Origin of the sequence: Halomonas sp. MMSF_3323 (genome assembly GCF_030733595.1) — a bacterium.
Classification (GTDB): domain Bacteria; phylum Pseudomonadota; class Gammaproteobacteria; order Pseudomonadales; family Halomonadaceae; genus Halomonas; species Halomonas litopenaei.
This window is the reverse complement of the sequence record NZ_JASHIT010000011.1, coordinates 37,788-55,156: the sequence shown is the minus strand read 5'-3', so window position 1 is coordinate 55,156 and position 17,369 is coordinate 37,788. Positions and strand designations below refer to the sequence as shown.

The window sequence follows — 17,369 nt, the reverse complement described above, 5'->3', positions numbered from 1 at the left end:
AAGCGTAACGCCTTGGAATCTCTCTCTTCTATCGGTCTGATTGGCGCCTTCGCCGGCGGGTTGGTTTCCTTCTTCTCGCCCTGCACCTTGCCGCTGTTGCCGGCCTACCTGTCGGTGGTCACGGGCGGGAGTGCCGGCAAGGCCGATAGACGCCTGGAGGCATTGATCCTCAGTGCCTTCTTCGTCTTCGGCTTCAGCGTCGTGTTCATCCTGTTGGGACTCGGCGCCAGTGGTATCGGCCAGCTGATGCGGGGGTATCGCCAGGAATTCAACTGGGTCGCCGGCTCGGCGGTGATCGTGCTGGGCCTGTTCATGACCGGTGTGTTCCGGTTGCCGCTGTTCCAGCGCACCCTTCAGTTCACACCGAACGTCCAGGGTGGCTCCCCGCTGTCGGCGACGGTGTTCGGGATCTCCTTCGCCATCGGCTGGACGCCCTGTATCGGCCCCATCCTGGGCGCCATCCTGATGGCCACCTCCAGCGCCGCCAGTGCCCAGGCCGGCATGCTCTATCTCAGCGCCTACTCGGCGGGCCTGGCGCTGCCTTTTCTCGCCAGCACCCTGCTGATCAATCGATTCGCCCTGCATCGGCAAAGTCTGGGTAGGTGGAGCGCCTATGCTCGCCCAGTCGCCGGCACGATCGTTATCCTGATGGGCATCGCCATCGTCTCGGGCACCATGACGCGGCTTTCCAGCATCATGGTCGACTGGTTTCCCTCGCTGGCGACACTGGGATAGTCGGGTCGGCGGCGGTGGCAAGGTGTAACCTGTTCATATCAGCGAGGAGAAACGCCACCGACCACGCAACAGAAACCTTTTGTACAATGGAGGGTTCTTCATGGAAAAAGACCCCGTTTGTGGCATGAGCGTCGATCCCGCCTCGACGGAGAGCGTCGAGCATCGCGGTGAGCGTTACTATTTCTGTAGCAAGCAGTGCGCCGAGCACTTTCGCGAGGATCCAGGCGCCGTGCTTGCCGCCACCTCGGCGGCTGCGTCGAAGCCCAGTGGCAAGGCCAATTATTTCTGCCCCATGTGTTCTGGCGTAGAGAGCGAGGAGCCGGGGGAGTGTCCCAAGTGCGGCATGGCGCTGGAACCCGTCAAGCCGCAACCGTCGTCGAGGGTCCAGTATACCTGCCCCATGCATCCGGAGGTGCGGCAGGATGAGCCCGGCGACTGCCCCAAGTGTGGCATGGCACTCGAGCTCACCCGCGTTTCCGGAGAGGAACGCAGCTTCGAGTTTCTCGAGATGTTCCGACGCTTCTGGGTGGGCGGCCTGCTGACGCTGCCGGTGTTGTTCGTCGCCATGGGCAGCGTGCTGCCCGGTATCGGCCCTTGGGTGGATGAGGTGCTGCCCGCCGGCAGTGGTCACTGGATCGAACTGATCTTTGCCACGCCCGTGGTGCTATGGGCCGGATGGCCATTCTTCCTGCGTGGCTGGAAGTCCCTCGTCACACGCAACCTCAGCATGTTCACGCTGATCGCCCTCGGTGTGGGGGCGGCCTATGGCTACAGTGTCGTCGCCACGCTCGCCCCTGGGATATTCCCGGCCACTTTCCGTGACGCCGATGGCTCGGTCGGCGTGTATTTCGAGGCGGCGGCGGTGATCGTCGTGCTGATCCTGCTCGGTCAAGTGATCGAGGCCCGCGCCCGCGAGAAGACCGGCAGTGCGCTGCGCGCGATCCTCGATCTCGCGCCGCCGACCGCACGACGCATCGATGCCGAGGGCAATGACGAGGAGGTCTCGCTCGACGAGCTGTGTACCGGTGACCGTCTACGGGTACGCCCCGGTGACAAGGTGCCGGTCGATGGCGAGGTGCTCGAAGGCCACAGCACGCTGGACGAGTCGATGGTGACCGGGGAGTCCCTTCCCGTCGAGAAGCGCGAGGGCGACACGGTCATCGGCGGCACCGTGAGTGGTCAGGGCAGCTTCGTCATGCGCGCCGACAAGGTCGGCGAGGACACGGTGCTTTCGCAGATCGCGGAAATGGTGGCCGAAGCGCAGCGTTCGCAGCCGCCCGTTCAGCGGCTTGCCGATGTGGTCGCCGGCTATTTCGTCCCCGCGGTGGTTATCGTGGCGATCCTGGCATTTATTGCCTGAGGGATCTGGGGGCCACCGCCGGCGATGGCCTACGCGGTGATCGCCGCGGTATCGGTGCTGATCATCGCGTGTCCCTGTGCGCTCGGCTTGGCGACGCCGATGTCGATCCAGGTTGGGGTCGGTCGCGGGGCCCGGGCGGGCGTGTTGATCAAGAATGCCGAGGCACTGGAACGTTTCGAGAAAGTCGACACCCTGGTCGTCGACAAGACCGGCACCCTCACAGAGGGTAAACCCCGGGTCGTATCCCTCAAGCCCGTTTCCGGCAGTGATGAAGCGCAGTTGCTGCAACTTGCCGGCAGCCTCGAGCGAGGCAGCGAACATCCGTTGGCCGAGGCCATTGTCAGTGCTGCGCAAGAGCATCATGTCGAGCTGAGCGATGCCAGCGATTTCGAGGCGGTGACCGGCATGGGGGTCACCGGTCGGGTCGAAGGACGCGAGCTTGCGCTTGGCAATGCCCGGCTGCTCGAAACACGTGGTGTGGAGGCGCGGGAATGGACGCAGCGTGCCGAGACGCTGCAAGCCGAAGGGCAAACCGTGATGTTCCTGGTGGCCGATGATCAGGTCATGGGACTCATCGGTGTCGCGGACCCGATCAAGGAAACCACCGCACAGGCGATCCGGACGCTCAAAGAGGATGGCCTGCGCCTGGTTATGCTCACCGGCGACAACCGTACCACCGCCGAAGCCGTGGCGCGCCAACTTGGTATCGACTAAATTGAAGCGGACGTACTGCCGGAAGATAAAGGGCGTATCGTGCGCGAGCATCGCGAGGCCGGGCGCGTGGTCGCCATGGCCGGCGACGGCGTCAATGACGCCCCCGCCCTGGCCGAGGCTGACCTCGGTATCGCCATGGGCACGGGGACCGATGTCGCCATCCAGAGCGCGGGGGTGACTCTGGTGAGAGGGGATCTCTCCGGCATTGTTCGCTCCCGGCATCTCAGTCGCCGGGTGATGCGCAATATCCGCCAGAACCTGTTTTTCGCCTTCGTCTACAACAGCCTGGGGGTGCCTCTGGCCGCCGGGGCGCTGTTTCCGTTCACCGGCTGGCTGCTCAGTCCCATCTACGCCGCCGCCGCGATGAGCCTGAGCTCGGTCTCGGTCATCGCCAACGCACTGCGGCTACGCGCCGCCAAGCTATGAGCCGGGGCCGCCGACAACCATAGAGGAGGGGGAGCATCATGGCTTATGTCGACCTGCAGCGACGTAGCGTATTGCGCCGCATCGGCGGTGTGGCGGCGTTGTCGACTCTGGTGGGGGCCGGGGTATGGACCGGGAGATATCGCCCCGCTCTGCGGGCGGCGTCCGCGTCAACGGCCATGGAGGGGCCCTTCGACGTCGACCTGCGTGTGCGAGCCCGTCCCGACAAGGTGGCTATCCTGCCCGGTGCGCCGAGCGACGTCTGGCGCTACACGGCCGAGCGAATCGTCGGGCCTGAAGATACCCTGACGCCCGTGGGTGAGAGTTATACGGGGCCATTGATTCGCCTGCGTCGTGGTCAGCGCTTGCGGGTACGCATCGACAACGATCTCCCCGAAGACACCACCGTGCATTGGCATGGTCTGCACGTACCACCGGACGTGGATGGTCAACCGCGCCTGCCGATCGCGCCAGCGACGAGCATGGCGGTCGCCTTCGATGTCGTGGATCGTGCCGGTCTGTACTGGTACCACCCCCATCCTCACGGCCCCGATGGTGGCCGGGTTGGCTTTCAGAGTTACGCCGGCCTTGCCGGTCCACTGATCATCAACGACGACGCCGAGCGTGCCTTGGAGCTCCCCGACGGAGAGCGGGAACTGGTCCTCATCCTGCAGGATCGCACCTTTAGCAATGGCAATGAGCTTCAGTACATCGACGATGGTGGCATGGGGGCGATGATGACCCGCATGCAGGGCTTTCGCGGGGAGCGGGTACTGGTGAACGGCCACCCGGACGCGCGACGCGAGGTGTCCACGCAGCCATATCGATTGCGCCTGCTCAACGGCTCCAACTCGCGCATCTACAAGCTGGCCTGGAGCGATGGCCGGGCGGTGACCGTCATCGGCACCGACGGTGGCCTGCTCGCCAAGCCCGAGCGGCGCCGCTCGGTCACACTGGCGCCGGCCCAACGGATCGATCTGTGGGTCGATTTTGGCGACACCGAGCCGGGAGAGTCCGTACAGCTGGTGAGCGAGGAGTACCAACTCGGCATGATGGGCGAGCGAATGGGCGACATGATGGACCGGGGCATGATGGGCGATCGAATGGGCGGCATGATGGATCGAGGGATGATGGGTGATCGAATGGGCGAGATGATGGATCGAGGCATGATGCGCGACATGATGGGAAGCGAGCGGCTCTCGCTAGTTACCTTCGCCGTCGTCGCACGGGCGAACGATGCGGAAACCCTGCCGGAACGCTTGGCTCAAGACCTGCCGGCCTCCCCGGTTCAGGCCGATACGCCAGTACGCCGCTTCGAGCTGGGCATGCGCATGATGCAGGGGTTCACGATCAACGGCCGGCAGATGGAGGGCGCGACGGTGGCAGATGACGAGATCGTCCGGCTGGCGCAGACGGAGATCTGGGAGTTCGTCAACAACACCATGATGCCGCACCCCATGCACGTTCATGGACTGCAATTCCTGGTTCAGGAGCGGATATCGGCGGGCGGCAAGACGGACCTGCACGATGGGATCATCGACGCGGGATTGCATGACACGGTGCTGGTGTTCCCGGAGGAACGGGTGCGCATCGCTCTGACCTTCAAGGACTTCGAGGGGTTCTACATGTACCACTGCCACACCATGGAGCATGAGGATGCCGGTATGATGCGCTACTTCAAGGTGGTGGCATAACGAACCGGTCTGGTTTCGATCACACCGTATTTCGATCACCTGGCAACCACACGGGATGACGATACAGATGTCCTTCTACGAGAATCGTGTTCTGCCGCATTTCCTCCACCTGGCGTGTGGCAACACGGTGGTCGATCGTCAGCGGGCGGCCGTGGTGCCGCAAGCCCGGGGCCGTGTTCTGGAGGTGGGTATGGGGTCCGGGCTCAATATTCCCCACTACGATCCGGACCGGGTCGAGCTGGTCTGGGGGCTCGAGCCTTCCGAAGGCATGCGACGCAAGGCCCGCCACAACGTCGCCAGCGCACAGTTCGAGGTGCGCTGGCTGGACCTGCCGGGCGAGGAGGTCCCTCTCGACGACAACAGTGTCGATACCGTAGTGCTCACCTACACCCTGTGCACGATTCCGGACTGGCACCGGGCGTTGGAGCAGATGCGTCGCGTGCTCAAGCCGGGTGGCCAACTGCTGTTCTGCGAACACGGCACGGCGCCCGACGAAGCCGTACGCCAGTGGCAGCGCCGTATCAATCCCCTGTGGCGCAGAGTGGCGGGGGGCTGCCATCTCAACCGCGACATACCCGAGCTTATCGGGCACGCAGGCTTCGGTATCCAGCGGATGGAGACGGGCTATCTTTCGAAGGTCCCGAGGTTCGCTGGCTTCAATTTCTGGGGGGCTGCTGTTCCCCGCTGATCAAGCTCGCGTGTAATGAGGCGATTCCCCGAACAACTGGCCATCCACTTCGATGGCGGTGCCATCCACGAACACTGGCACATAGCTCAGGGTCTTGACCTGATAGTCCAGGATCGGCGGCGCCAAGTGCCTTGCCCAGTAGCGAGCGATGCTCTGGAGCGCGTCGAGGTGGACCGCCCCCATGCGTACCAGGTATTTGCCGAGGCGGCCTCTCGCCGGCACGGTCTCGATGCCCAGCAGCTTCGCCGTGACCGGATCCTGACGAAAGGCGTCCAGATCGGACGCGCGCCATTGCCCGTGGCGAGGGAGGCCACCAGGCTCCAGAGTGTCTTCGCAACACTGGCGTCGTGCTTGAGGTGACTTTGCTAGGTGAACTGGCTCAGCAGGCCACTGAATAGCTATTAATAGACATTATTTAACCCTTGAGCGCCAGAATGCGCCTGGCACCGTTGAGCACAATGACCCCCGCGATGGTGCCGATAATCAGATCCGGATAATTGGTTCCGGTCCACGCGACCAAGGCGCCGGCGGTGATGACCCCCAGGTTGATCACCACGTCATTGGCCGAGAATATCCAGCTTGCCTTCATGTGCGCCCCGCCCTCTCGATGTTTGGATATCAGCAGCAGACAACTGGTATTGGCAATCAATGCGACGAATGCGATAGCCATCATCATCAGCGATTCAGGCTCGCTACCGAATACAAAGCGCCTGACCACCTCTGCGAGTACGCCAACCGCCAGAATCAGTTGGAGCACACCTGCAAGATGCGCGGCACGCACCTGCATTTTTACGCTATGCCCAACCGCATACAGGGCGAGCCCGTACACGGCCGCATCGGCAAAATTGTCCAGGGATTCTCCAATCAGGCCGGTGGAGTGCGCGATCAGGCCGGCCGTCATTTCCACCACGAACAGGACCGCATTGATACCGAGCAACCAACGCAGGGTGCCGGACTCCTGCGCGGCAGAGGCCGACGTGTCACCGACCGCCTTGATCGACTCAGGATCGGCAGCGGCCGTTTCCTGAAGCGAGGCTCCTAGCCCCAAGGTTGTCAGTTTTGCGGTGATGGGCTCGACCTCGCCGTCATGCACGACCTCTAATCGGCGGTTCGACAAGTCGAAGGACAGCACCCGAATCTCCTCAAAGCCGTTCAGGGCAAGGCGAATCATTCGCTCTTCCGATGGACAGTCCATCTTCGGCACGGCATAAACGCTGACCCATTTCCCCGATGCTTCGGAGGAGCGACGCATATCGGTATCCGCTATGGGCGTCGCATCGCCGTCACAGGGGGCTCCACAGGTTTTGCTCATGATACGACTCCACTTGAATATTATCGGGCTATCATTTAAAACCATATAGTCACTATAAGGTCAACAGAGCGGAGAGAATCCGTTGAGGAGGAGCTTGGTGCGTATTGGTCAGTTGGCAGAGTTGGTAGGGGTCGATACACAGACGATCCGCTTCTATGAACGACAGGGCCTGTTACCGTCGCCTGAACGGCAGGAGAACGGTTACCGTGTCTATACCGAGGAACATGGTGAGCGGCTGGCTTTCATTTGTCGCTGCAGAATCCTGGACCTGTCGCTAGCAGAGATTCACGAGCTACAGAGGTATCAGGACGACCCTCACCAACCTTGTGCCGCCGTGAACGCTTTGCTCGATGATCACATCTCTCACGTGCGCTCGCAGATAACCGCTCTACAGGCGCTTGAGAAACAACTCGTTTCACTGAGAGCGAGTTGCAACGATGGCCGGGAAGTTGAGGCGTGTGGGGTTCTTGCTGGAATTAGCGAGGGAAGCATGCACCAACAGTAGGTTGACGCATCAACCATTAAATCCGGATACCCCCCCCAGCCGTGCATTAGGGCTTGTCTGAAAAGTGCCTACGCTCGGTAATACGGCGTTAAAAATCGGATCAACATGCTCATTTACACCCCGTAAGCTGCGCTGTCTCACCGATTTTTGCCTTGTCTAACCTTCGCTCGCCGACTTTTCGGACAGAGCCTAGAATGTACGAGAGTCTGAAGAAACGCCCCAGCGATCCTGTTCGCCAGGGCGCCGCTGTGCTGATGTATTGAACGCTACTCAGTCGCGGTTAGTCACCATTGCCCACTCGCAGGGCCACGAAGTAGGTGCGGCCTTCGCGGTTGAGCAGAACAGGCACCGCTTGATCATCTGGCAGGCGGGTCAGCATCTCCTTCAGCTGTTCCGGACTCTCTACCGGCTGCTGGCCCAGTCTGACCAGCACATCGCCGGGGCGAATGCCGACGGCAGCGGCATGTCCGGCGGGGGCCACCTTGACGATGCGCACCCCGTGATCGATGCCAAGCCGACGCTTCTCCATGTCGTTCAACGGCTGAACCGCGATGCCCAGTCGAACCGGGTCGCCATCGGATTGACCGGGGCCGGCATCCGGCCACTCGCCAACTTCCACCGTGATGGTCTCCTGCTGACCATCGCGCAACACGGAGAGATCAACGTCTTCGCCGGGGGCCGTCTCACCGATCAGGCGCGGCAGCGTGGTGGAGTGGTCCACTTCCTGGCCGTTCACCTCAAGGATGACATCACCGGCCTTGAGGCCGCCTTCTGTCCCAGGGCTGCCGGGCTCGACCTGGGCAATCAAGGCACCCTCGGCCTGCTCCATGCCGAAGGACTCCGCCAGGTCCTTGGATACCGGCTGGATGCTGACGCCCAGCCAGCCGCGGCTCACGTACCCCTCTTCACGGAGCTGGTTGGCCACATCCAGTGCCACATCAATGGGAATGGCGAAGGAGAGGCCCATGTAGCCTCCACTACGGGTCAGGATCTGGGAATTAATGCCCACGACCTCACCGTCGAGGTTAAACAGTGGTCCGCCCGAGTTGCCCGGGTTGATCGCCACATCGGTCTGGATGAAGGGAACGTAGACGTCTTGGGGCAGGGTGCGGTTGATGGCACTGATGATCCCGGACGTCACCGAGTGGTCGAAGCCGAAGGGTGAGCCTATGGCGGCGACCCACTGGCCGACCTGGAGGTTGTCGGAGTTGCCCAGTTGCAGGGTGGGTAGGTTATCCGCCTCGACCTTGAGGACCGCCACATCGGTCTTCTCGTCGGCCCCCACCAGCTCGGCCGAGAGTTCGCGACGGTCGTTGAGGCGCACCAGAATCTTGTCGGCCTCCTTGACCACGTGCGCGTTGGTCATGATGTAGCCGTCTTGATCGAAGATGAAGCCCGACCCCAGTGACCGACGCGGCTCTTCATTGCGATTGGGCGCACCGCCAGGTGGCATCGGGAAGCGGTCGTCGAAGAAGTCACGGAAGATCTCCGGCACCTCCTGCCCCCCAAATTGCCGTGAGGACGTCATGGACCTCTCGACCTTGCGGGAGGTGGAGATGTTGACCACGGCCGGCGCGGCCTCGTCGACCAGTTCCGTGAAGTCCGGCAGCTGTGGCTCGGCGAGGGCTGGCGTTGCCACCATCAGCAGTAAAGCTAAGCTCATCAGCCAGGCGTGCGAGTAAGGCTTGGGTATCACAATGGGCTCCTTCCGGGGGCATGGAACATGGTAGCCAACTTGGTACAGTGCCCACTATGCAAAGTTCCGTACTCCTAACCCCGGCTCGGCCTTCAACAGAGTTCGGGCTTGAAGCTTGAGTTGCTATAGGTTTTATACTGCTGGGTCATCAGGTGACACCACAAGGATGACGCATGGGACATCATCACGATCATCCCCATCTTGCCCCCACCTCTGGTGACCGTCGGGTGAGTATCGCCATCTGGGCCAACGGGATATTGACCCTTGCCCAGATCGTTGGGGGCATTCTGGCGGGAAGCCTCTCGCTGATCGCGGATGCGCTGCACAATTTTTCCGACATGGCTGCGCTTGTCATTGCGTTTGCTGCCCGCAAGATCGCGAGACGACCGCCCGACTCACAGATGACGTTTGGCTATGGCCGAATCGAGGTTGTCGCAGCGCTGATCAACTACACCACCCTCATTATCGTTGGCATTTATCTAATTTACGAAGGCTTCATGCGCATGATCAACCCGCCAGAGATTCAGGGCTGGATAGTCGTTATCATTGGCATTGTCGCTCTTCTTGTCGATGCGCTAACGGCCTTGCTCACCTGGTCGATGCAAAAACATAGCGTCAATATCCGCGCCCTCTTCCTGCACAACCTGTCTGATGCCTTTGCGTCCATCGCCGTGATCATCGGGGGCTCACTGATTCTGCTGTATGACATGCGTTGGGTAGACCCCGCGATTACGATCGGTATTGCACTCTATATTCTCTATCTTGCCTTTACGGAGATAGGTACCCCTATCCGGACACTGATGCTGGGCTCGCCACCCGATGTCGATGGTCAATCCGTCATTGATCTCCTGCGCAGCGTCGAAGGGGTTGAGGATGTGCATCATGTTCACCTATGGCAAATGCAGGAGAATACCGCCGCGCTTGACTGCCACGTGGTGACGACGGAAGCCGGCTGGCAGCAGCTCGAGGCGATCAAGGCGGATATCAAAGCTCAGCTGAAAGCGCGCTTTGGCATTGGCCACTCCAGCTTGGAATTCGAGCATATTGATTATGCACATCAGGATGCCAACCTTTATGGGCATGGATAACACGCCACTATTCGCCGACTTAGGCACCCAACAGCGGCTGAGCTCCACTCAGCAGTATCCTGAGCTTTTTTAAACCTAACTCTTTGAAATTGAGAGAAAAATGTACAAAAAGGCGACGTTTGTCCTGGCCGGAGCGTTGATGCTGACGGCCATCATCGTGATCGTGTCGAGGCCCTCGTTGTTGGGCATGGGCGCCGAGACGGCGAGCCGAGAGGGTGCACAGGCCGAGAATTCGCTGGTGCGCGCGCACTCGCCGGTCCTAGGATCGGAAGAGGCACCGGTGACGGTCGTGGAGTTCTTCGACCCGGCCTGTGAGGCCTGCCGTGCCTTCTATCCGCTGACCAAACGCATCCTGGAAGCCTACCCCGAGAAGGTGCGGCTGGTGGTGCGCTACACCCCCTTCCACGGAGACGTATCCGAAACCGCCATTCGCGTGCTCGAAGTGGCCAGGCGCCAGGATGCCTTCCAACCGGTGCTGGAGGCGCTGCTGGCTCGGCAGAGCCAGTGGGCGGCTCATGGCAGTGTCGATGAGGAAGCGATCATGGAGATCGCCAGCGAGGCCGGACTGAACAGAGCCACAGCCGAAGAGCAGCTCAATTCACCAGAGGTACAGGCGGTCTTCGACCAGGACAAGGCTGACGTCGAGGCCAACCAGATCAGCAAGACGCCGACCTTCTTCGTCAATGGCGAGCTGTTGGACCCCTTCGGCATGCAGGAGCTGGTCGACGCCGTTAACCGTGAGGTAGCCGAGGTCTCCGGCGAAGGGGATGCATCATGACACGACGCTGGTTGCTAGCGGGACTGATGGTCCTGAGCCCCGTGTTGGCTGAAGCCCGTTGGCAAGAGCGTGCCGGATTATCACCGGCCAAGCCGGTATCGGCCAGGGCACAAGGTCGCGTCGCCCAAGAGCTCACTGTGGCACCAGGGGATACCCTGGACGCACTGCTGCAGCAGCTTGGCGTGGATGCCGAGATGCGCACCCAAGCGGCGACCTCGCTGGCGAACAGGTTCGACCCGAGACGATTGCTGCCCGGAGATCGTATCACTTTCACCTCTATGGCGACGGGACAGCCGGTGTCGGTGGCCATCGAGCGTGACTCGGGTATTCAGTACGTCGTCACCCTGGGTGAGCGTCCGTCGACGCGCATTGTCCAGCCTCGCCTCGACACCCTGACCTTGGGTCGTGAAGTAGATGTCAAGACGTCACTCTATGCCGCCTTGGAGGCTGAGGAGATACCCAGGCGTTTCGCAGCAGAGCTTGACATGCTGCTGGGCGGACTCATGGACACACGCCGTGATATCGCGGGGGGCGAGCGCCTGCAATTACTGTGGGAAGAAGATCGCCGTGAGGATGGCACTCGAGTCGGGCCTCCCCGTCTGACCTATATGAGGTTGGTTGACCAGGGGGAGCGGCTGGAGGTGCTGTGGCCGGCGGACCAGAGAACCACCGTGATGCTATTTAAAAATGGTAGCCTCTTGGACTCCTTGCAGATTCCGGTTCTCGGCGCACGCCTGACATCTCCCTTCGGCAACCGGCGCCATCCCGTATCCGGAGAGGTCCGACGTCATGACGGTATCGATCTTGCCGCGCCTCGCGGCACCCCGGTCATGGCCACCGCACGGGGGCGCATTTCCTTCATCGGTCGCCGGGGAGGTTATGGTCGTGTCGTCGAGATAGAGCACGAGACGGGCACCATCAGTCGCTATACGCACCTCAGCCGGTTCGTCGCCAGGCTGGCGGTCGGGGACTCCATCAAGGCCGGCGAAAAACTGGGTGAGGTAGGGGCCTCCGGACTCGCCACGGGGCCCAACCTGCACTACGAGGTGAGAGTGGATGACCGCCCCGTGGATCCTCTCGAGGAAGGGCAACTCATCCTTCTGAGTGAGTCACCCACACGCCAGGAGTATCGCAGCGCACTTTTCGAGGCTCGGACACGTCTGCAAAAAAACATTGGAACGTCCGCTGCTCCCGATCTGGCCGCATTGGACAATCGATAAGCCACCAGGCGGGGTTGCGATGCAACCCGCCTCGGTGGGCACGATCTGCCTATCGTCATGAGACCCTACCGCCTCAGCGGCAATCGCTTCACCCGGGAAGGGGTTATGGAAGGTATCTCGACAGTCACGCTGGGTTTTTAGGCAGCCTCACCGCCGGCGTGATGGTGTATGTCATTGGCCATGAGATCACTCCCGAGACCATCGCAGCGGTCACCAGAACAAGGCGACCCTGGGAGTCTCAATGGAGCATGGTGATCATGCTGCTCCTGAATGTCTCAACTAGGGCACGCTGGGACGCGCAGGAGGTTACCCAAAGTCGTGAGCGCCTTTGTGGGCTGTCTCACTGATACACAGCTGGTGATCACTCAGCACCTCGATGATCCGGCAGCTTTCGACTTTCCCCCCATCACACTGGCTCACCATCCGCCTGAGCTCGTCACGCAGTGCCGAGAGCCGCTGCAGACGTGTCTCCACTTCCTCCAGGTGATGCTTGGCAACGGCATCGACCTCCTGACAGGACATGTCGGGCTGGTCGGACATCGCCAGTAGCTCACGTACCGCATCCACCGAGAAGCCGAAGTCCCGGGCATGGCGAATGAAGGTCAGCCGTCTGACGGCGCGCTCGTCGTAGCGACGCTGACCCCCTTCAGTCCGTAAGGTGTTTTCCAGCAGCTCGATGCGCTCATAGTAACGCACCGTTTCAGGCTGGCAGCCGGTACGGCGAGCCAACTCCCCGATACCGATGGCATGGCTAATCTCCGGCATCCTGATGCTCCTCTTGCATGACTTGAACCTGTAGTTGCTACAGGGATTATGCTTCCGGACAAGATTAAGACATTCGGAGAGGCAGCGCCATGACCGAACCAACGCAAGGCACCATCCCGTCGACGCTGACACTGCAGGTGGAAGGCATGGACTGCGGCGGCTGCGAGCGCAAGGTAGAGGCCGCTCTGGGCCGCCTGGAGGGCATCGGGGAGGTGTCGGCCAGTTCGGTCACCGGATCGGTGAGGATTCACCCTCAACAGGATACGACGCCTTCTCATGAGGCGATCGAGCGGATCCTTAACGAGCTCGGCTACCAGCTTGCCACCGATGATGAGGGAGATGAGGCGGATGCCGCTCCGGCCTCTTGGTGGCAGACCGCCAAGGGACGCTTGGTGCTCGTCACGGGGGGGCTGCTGGCTCTGGCCTTCGTTCTCCGCCTGGTCTGGCCTAGCCTAGGCAACTGGCCCTTCGTAGCGGCCACCCTGGTGGGGTTGGTGCCCATTGCACAAGGCGCCTGGGGTGCGCTGAAGATGCGCAACCCCTTCACCATCGAGATGCTGATGAGCATCGCCGCCTTGGGGGCCCTGGCCATCAATGCCGCCGCCGAAGCGGCGGTGGTGGTCTTCCTGTTCGCCGTAGGCGAGTTGCTGGAGGGGGTGGCCGCGTCGAGGGCGCGACGCAGCATCTCGGCCCTGGCGGACCTGACGCCGTCCACGGCGAGGCTGATGGAGGATGGGGATACCCGTGAGGTCTCGGCCGCCTCGCTCACGCCTGGGCAGCGAGTCCTGGTGCGACCGGGCGACCGCGTGCCCTGCGATGGACGTATTCTGACCGGCGAATCCGACCTGGATGAGTCACCGATCAACGGGGAGTCGGTGCCCCGCACGCGGGCGCCGGGGGACGACGTCTTTGCCGGCACGGTCAACCTCGATGCCGCCCTGGAGGTGGAGGTAACCCGCGGCGCCGAGGACAACACCATCGCACGGGTCATCCGCCTGGTGGAGGAGGCCCAGGCCGCCAAGGCGCCGGTGGCACGTTTCATCGACCGCTTCGCTCGCTACTACATGCCGGCGGTGGTGGGGCTCGCCCTGCTGATGGCGGTGGTGCCGCCGCTGGTCTCGACCATGGCCTGGTCGGAATCGATCTATCGCGCCCTGGCCCTGCTGTTGATCGCCTGTCCCTGTGCTCTGGTGATCTCAACCCCCGCGGCGATCGCTGCCGGCCTCTCGGCGGGCGCCCGGCGGGGCCTGCTGATCAAGGGCGGCGCGGTGCTCGAACAGCTGGGTAAGCTGCGGACGGTGGCGCTGGACAAGACCGGCACCCTCACCGCCGGCACCCCCAAGGTCACCGACGTGGAGGACTGGGCCACTGGCCAGGGCACGCAAGAGATCCTGAGGCTGGCGGCTGGGATGGAACGTGACTCCAGCCACCCCATCGCCACGGCCATCCTCGCCCACGCTGAGCAGTTGGGCCTTTCCCTTCCACTGGCGAGTGAGAGCCGCGCCCTGTCGGGCCGAGGGGTCTCCGGTCGGGTCGAGGGGCGTGAGTTGAGCCTGATCACCCCCCGCCACCTGGCAGAGCAGGCCGCCCTCGATCACGATCTGACCGCTCGGATCGCCGAGCTGGAACACGCCGGCAAGACTCTCGCCGTGCTGGTCGAAGGCGAGCGCCCGCTGGGCCTGATCGCCGTGCGCGATGAACCTCGCGACGATGCCCGGGAGGGGCTGACGGCGCTGTCGCGCCTGGGCGTGCAGGCGGTGATGCTCAGCGGTGACAATGCGCGTACCGTCGCGGCCATCGGTGACAGCCTGGGCATCGAGGCACATGGCGAGCTGATGCCCGAGGAAAAGGCCCAGCGCGTTCGTGACTGGCAGGCCGCCGGCCGAGGCCCAGTCGGCAAGGTGGGCGACGGTATCAACGATGCGCCGGCGCTGGCCGCGGCAGAGGTGGGCATCGCCATGGGCGGCGGCACGGATGTGGCACTGGAAACCGCGGATGCGGCGCTGCTCAAGAACCGCGTCGGCGGCATCGCCGAGCTGATCGCCCTGTCCCGGGCCACGCTGCGCAACGTCAAGACCAACGTCGCCCTGGCGCTGGGCCTGAAGGCCATCTTCCTGGTGACCACGGCGCTGGGCATCACCGGCATGTGGATCGCGGTGATGGCGGATACCGGCGCCACCGTGCTGGTGACCCTGAACGCCATGCGGCTGCTGGGCTATCGCTTCTCGCCAGGCAATAATGCCACGACTGGCTCGGCAAGCCCGCGCTACCAGGAAGCCACGTCATGAGGACAGAGCGGATACCGACAGTGCCGCGCCGCTGGTACTGGTTGGCATTGGCCGTTATGGTCGGCCTGGCCGACCAGGCCATCAAGGGGCTGGTGCAGGCGCTGATGCCGTATGGCCAGACCATCCCGCTAGCCCCGTTCTTCAATTGGGGCCACTGGTGGAACACGGGAGCGGCCTTCAGCTTCCTCGCCGATGCAGGCGGCTGGCAGCGCTATCTCTTCTTGGGCCTGACGGGGATGGTGACTATTGTCCTGACGATCCTGCTGTGCAGGCCCAGGCCCCGTCTGGAGGCGCTGGGGTACAGCTTGATGCTGGGTGGCGCGCTGGGCAATGGCATCGACCGCCTGGTACGAGGGTATGTCGTAGACTACCTGGACGTCTACTGGCATGAGTGGCACTGGCCCGCCTTCAACCTGGCGGATATCGCCCTGTTCCTGGGTGTCATCGCCTTTGCGATTGCGGCCTTACGTGAGCGTCCCTCCCCCAGAGCGTCTGAGTAACGGCATGGATGCAGAGAACCTGCTAGTCCGGTACATGACGCTTGCCGGCCGGATCTCTCCGGCCCTCGGCTGTTTCCTGGCCCTGACCGCCGGGGGACTGACCACTCTCAGCGCCGCGCCCTTTGCGCTGTGGTGGCTGGGCCCGGTGGCGGTGGCACTGGTCTATTCCGGCATCCATGTCCTGACACCCGCTCAGGCCGGCCTCCGCGGCTGGTGCTATGGGGTGGGCCTGTTCGGCTCCGGTGCCTCCTGGGTCTTCGTCGCGATCCACAACTACGGCTATACGGGGGCGCCCCTGGCGCTCTTCCTCACCGGCCTGTTCGTGGCCAGCCTGGCGCTGTTCTTCGCCGTCCCCTTCTGGCTCTATCGCCGCGTCACGGGCCCACGCCTGGCCTTCCTCAGCTTCGCCGGCATCTGGGTACTCAGCGAGTGGCTGCGCACCTGGCTGTTTACCGGGTTTCCCTGGCTGCTGCTGGGCACGTCCCAGGTAGACTCGCCGCTGGCGGCCTGGGCCCCGGTGGGCGGGGTCTATCTGCTGTCGCTGATCACCGCCCTGACCGGCACCCTGGGCGTGGAACTGCTGAGACGACGCTGGTGGGCCGCGGCGCCCATCGCTGTTCTCTGGCTAGCCCCGATGGCCTTGCCGACCCAGTGGACCTTCCCGGCCGGCGAGCCGCTGCGGGTCGCCCTGCTGCAGGGCAACCTGGATCAGGCGATCAAGTGGACTCCCGAGGGGCAGCGCGAGGCGGCCAGTATCTATACGGCGTTGACCCTTGCACAGTCCAACGACCTCGACCTGGTTGTCTGGCCCGAGGCGGCCCTGCCGATGCTCGAGGAGGAGGCCCGGCCAATACTGGAGCGGGTGCAGTCCAACCTCGCCCCCGACACCGCCTTGCTCACCGGCATCCTGCAGCGCGACGGCGGCGACTACTACAACGGCGTGATCGGCCTGGGTAACGCCGAGGGAAAGTACCGTAAGGCGCGCCTGGTGCCCTTCGGCGAGTACCTGCCGTTGGAGAGCCTGCTCGCCGGCACCATCGCCTTCTTCGACCTGCCCATGCCCACCATGACGCCTGGCACCGACGATCAGGAACCGCTGCGCGCCGCCGGAACCACCATCGGTAACGCCATCTGCTACGAGATCATCTATGCCGACCGGGTGGCCGAGCAGGCGCGCGACGCCGAGCTGCTGCTGACGGTCTCCAACGACACCTGGTTCGGACGCTCCATCGGCCCCCTGCAGCATCTGCAGATGGCCCGCCTGCGCGCCCTGGAGAACGGCCGCTATCTGATCCGCGCCACCAGCAACGGGGTGACCGCCATCGTCGATACTCAGGGCCGTGTCACGGCCCGCGCACCACAGTTCCTGGCGACGAGCCTCCGCGGCGAGGCGCTGCCCATGGTGGGGAACACACCGTTCACACGTACCGGTAGCTGGCCGACCTGGGTGTTGGCCGCCTTACTGGTGCTGCTTGGATGGAAACTCAACACACGTCGGTCTGGATGATAATAGTCCAGTCGAAAAGGGAGAGAATAATGGCTTTATCGGAACGTCACTCTAGTACAGCGAGGAAAGGTCCATGGTGGCAGCTCCGAGCACGCT

The 17,369-nt window shown here is 62.9% G+C and carries 14 protein-coding genes and 1 pseudogene; 11 read left to right on the top strand and 4 right to left on the bottom strand.

The features are described from left to right. Positions 1-12 precede the first annotated feature (12 nt). The 4 genes and pseudogenes from RBB39_RS07475 (at position 13) to RBB39_RS07460 (ending at position 5,614) form a co-directional block, all read left to right on the top strand. The gene (locus RBB39_RS07475; RefSeq protein WP_045991691.1) at positions 13-735 is read left to right on the top strand and encodes a cytochrome c biogenesis CcdA family protein; all 723 of its coding nucleotides are present in this window, start codon (positions 13-15) and stop codon (positions 733-735) included. 100 nt (positions 736-835) lie between these two features. Continuing rightward, positions 836-3,235 (top strand): annotated as a pseudogene (locus tag RBB39_RS07470) (heavy metal translocating P-type ATPase). Between the two features lie 38 nt (positions 3,236-3,273). Beyond that, the gene (locus tag RBB39_RS07465) at positions 3,274-4,926 is read left to right on the top strand and encodes a multicopper oxidase family protein (RefSeq protein ID WP_035470148.1); all 1,653 of its coding nucleotides are present in this window, start codon (positions 3,274-3,276) and stop codon (positions 4,924-4,926) included. Positions 4,927-4,993: 67 nt separating this feature from the next. Beyond that, positions 4,994-5,614, top strand: a complete 621-nt coding sequence (locus RBB39_RS07460) for a class I SAM-dependent methyltransferase (RefSeq protein WP_045991692.1) — start codon at positions 4,994-4,996, stop codon at positions 5,612-5,614. Here RBB39_RS07460 and RBB39_RS07455 read toward each other — a convergent pair whose 3' ends face one another. Both RBB39_RS07455 and RBB39_RS07450 read right to left on the bottom strand, forming a co-directional pair. Then, positions 5,615-5,836 (bottom strand): hypothetical protein, encoded by a 222-nt coding sequence (locus tag RBB39_RS07455; RefSeq protein ID WP_045991693.1) that lies wholly within the window; start codon positions 5,834-5,836, stop codon positions 5,615-5,617. Positions 5,837-6,029: 193 nt separating this feature from the next. Beyond that, the gene (locus RBB39_RS07450; RefSeq protein ID WP_045991694.1) at positions 6,030-6,926 is read right to left on the bottom strand and encodes a cation transporter; all 897 of its coding nucleotides are present in this window, start codon (positions 6,924-6,926) and stop codon (positions 6,030-6,032) included. 97 nt (positions 6,927-7,023) lie between these two features. On the opposite strand from RBB39_RS07450, the gene cadR reads away from it, so the two are divergent. Continuing rightward, the gene (gene cadR, locus RBB39_RS07445; RefSeq protein WP_045991695.1) at positions 7,024-7,431 is read left to right on the top strand and encodes a Cd(II)/Pb(II)-responsive transcriptional regulator; all 408 of its coding nucleotides are present in this window, start codon (positions 7,024-7,026) and stop codon (positions 7,429-7,431) included. Positions 7,432-7,711: 280 nt separating this feature from the next. On the opposite strand, the gene RBB39_RS07440 is transcribed toward cadR, so the two are convergent. Continuing rightward, on the bottom strand, positions 7,712-9,094 hold the full coding sequence (locus RBB39_RS07440; protein WP_045993875.1) for a DegQ family serine endoprotease: 1,383 nt from the start codon (positions 9,092-9,094) through the stop codon (positions 7,712-7,714). 206 nt (positions 9,095-9,300) lie between these two features. Here RBB39_RS07440 and RBB39_RS07435 point away from each other — a divergent pair, with 206 nt between their 5' ends. The 3 genes from RBB39_RS07435 (at position 9,301) to RBB39_RS07425 (ending at position 12,213) form a co-directional block, all read left to right on the top strand. Next, positions 9,301-10,215, top strand: a complete 915-nt coding sequence (locus RBB39_RS07435; protein WP_035470160.1) for a cation diffusion facilitator family transporter — start codon at positions 9,301-9,303, stop codon at positions 10,213-10,215. Between the two features lie 139 nt (positions 10,216-10,354). Beyond that, positions 10,355-10,993: a thioredoxin domain-containing protein gene (locus tag RBB39_RS07430; protein WP_231498567.1), complete on the top strand. Its 639-nt coding sequence runs from the start codon at positions 10,355-10,357 to the stop codon at positions 10,991-10,993. Next, on the top strand, positions 10,990-12,213 hold the full coding sequence (locus RBB39_RS07425) for a M23 family metallopeptidase (protein ID WP_197037084.1): 1,224 nt from the start codon (positions 10,990-10,992) through the stop codon (positions 12,211-12,213). Before RBB39_RS07430 ends, RBB39_RS07425 begins: the two co-directional genes overlap by 4 nt. 306 nt (positions 12,214-12,519) lie before the next feature. On the opposite strand, the gene RBB39_RS07420 is transcribed toward RBB39_RS07425, so the two are convergent. Next, on the bottom strand, positions 12,520-12,978 hold the full coding sequence (locus tag RBB39_RS07420) for a helix-turn-helix domain-containing protein (protein ID WP_045993872.1): 459 nt from the start codon (positions 12,976-12,978) through the stop codon (positions 12,520-12,522). Between the two features lie 89 nt (positions 12,979-13,067). Between RBB39_RS07420 and RBB39_RS07415 the strand changes: the two genes are divergently transcribed. From RBB39_RS07415 to lnt, 3 genes are read left to right on the top strand one after another with little or no spacing between them, the layout of a single operon-like run. Then, positions 13,068-15,266, top strand: a complete 2,199-nt coding sequence (locus RBB39_RS07415) for a heavy metal translocating P-type ATPase (RefSeq protein ID WP_035470168.1) — start codon at positions 13,068-13,070, stop codon at positions 15,264-15,266. After that, on the top strand, positions 15,263-15,766 hold the full coding sequence (lspA, locus tag RBB39_RS07410) for a signal peptidase II (protein ID WP_035470171.1): 504 nt from the start codon (positions 15,263-15,265) through the stop codon (positions 15,764-15,766). The genes RBB39_RS07415 and lspA overlap by 4 nt, the downstream gene beginning before the upstream one ends. A 34-nt stretch (positions 15,767-15,800) precedes the next feature. Continuing rightward, positions 15,801-17,273, top strand: coding sequence for an apolipoprotein N-acyltransferase (lnt, locus tag RBB39_RS07405; RefSeq protein WP_157033094.1), 1,473 nt, complete (start codon positions 15,801-15,803; stop codon positions 17,271-17,273). Positions 17,274-17,369: the final 96 nt, after the last annotated feature.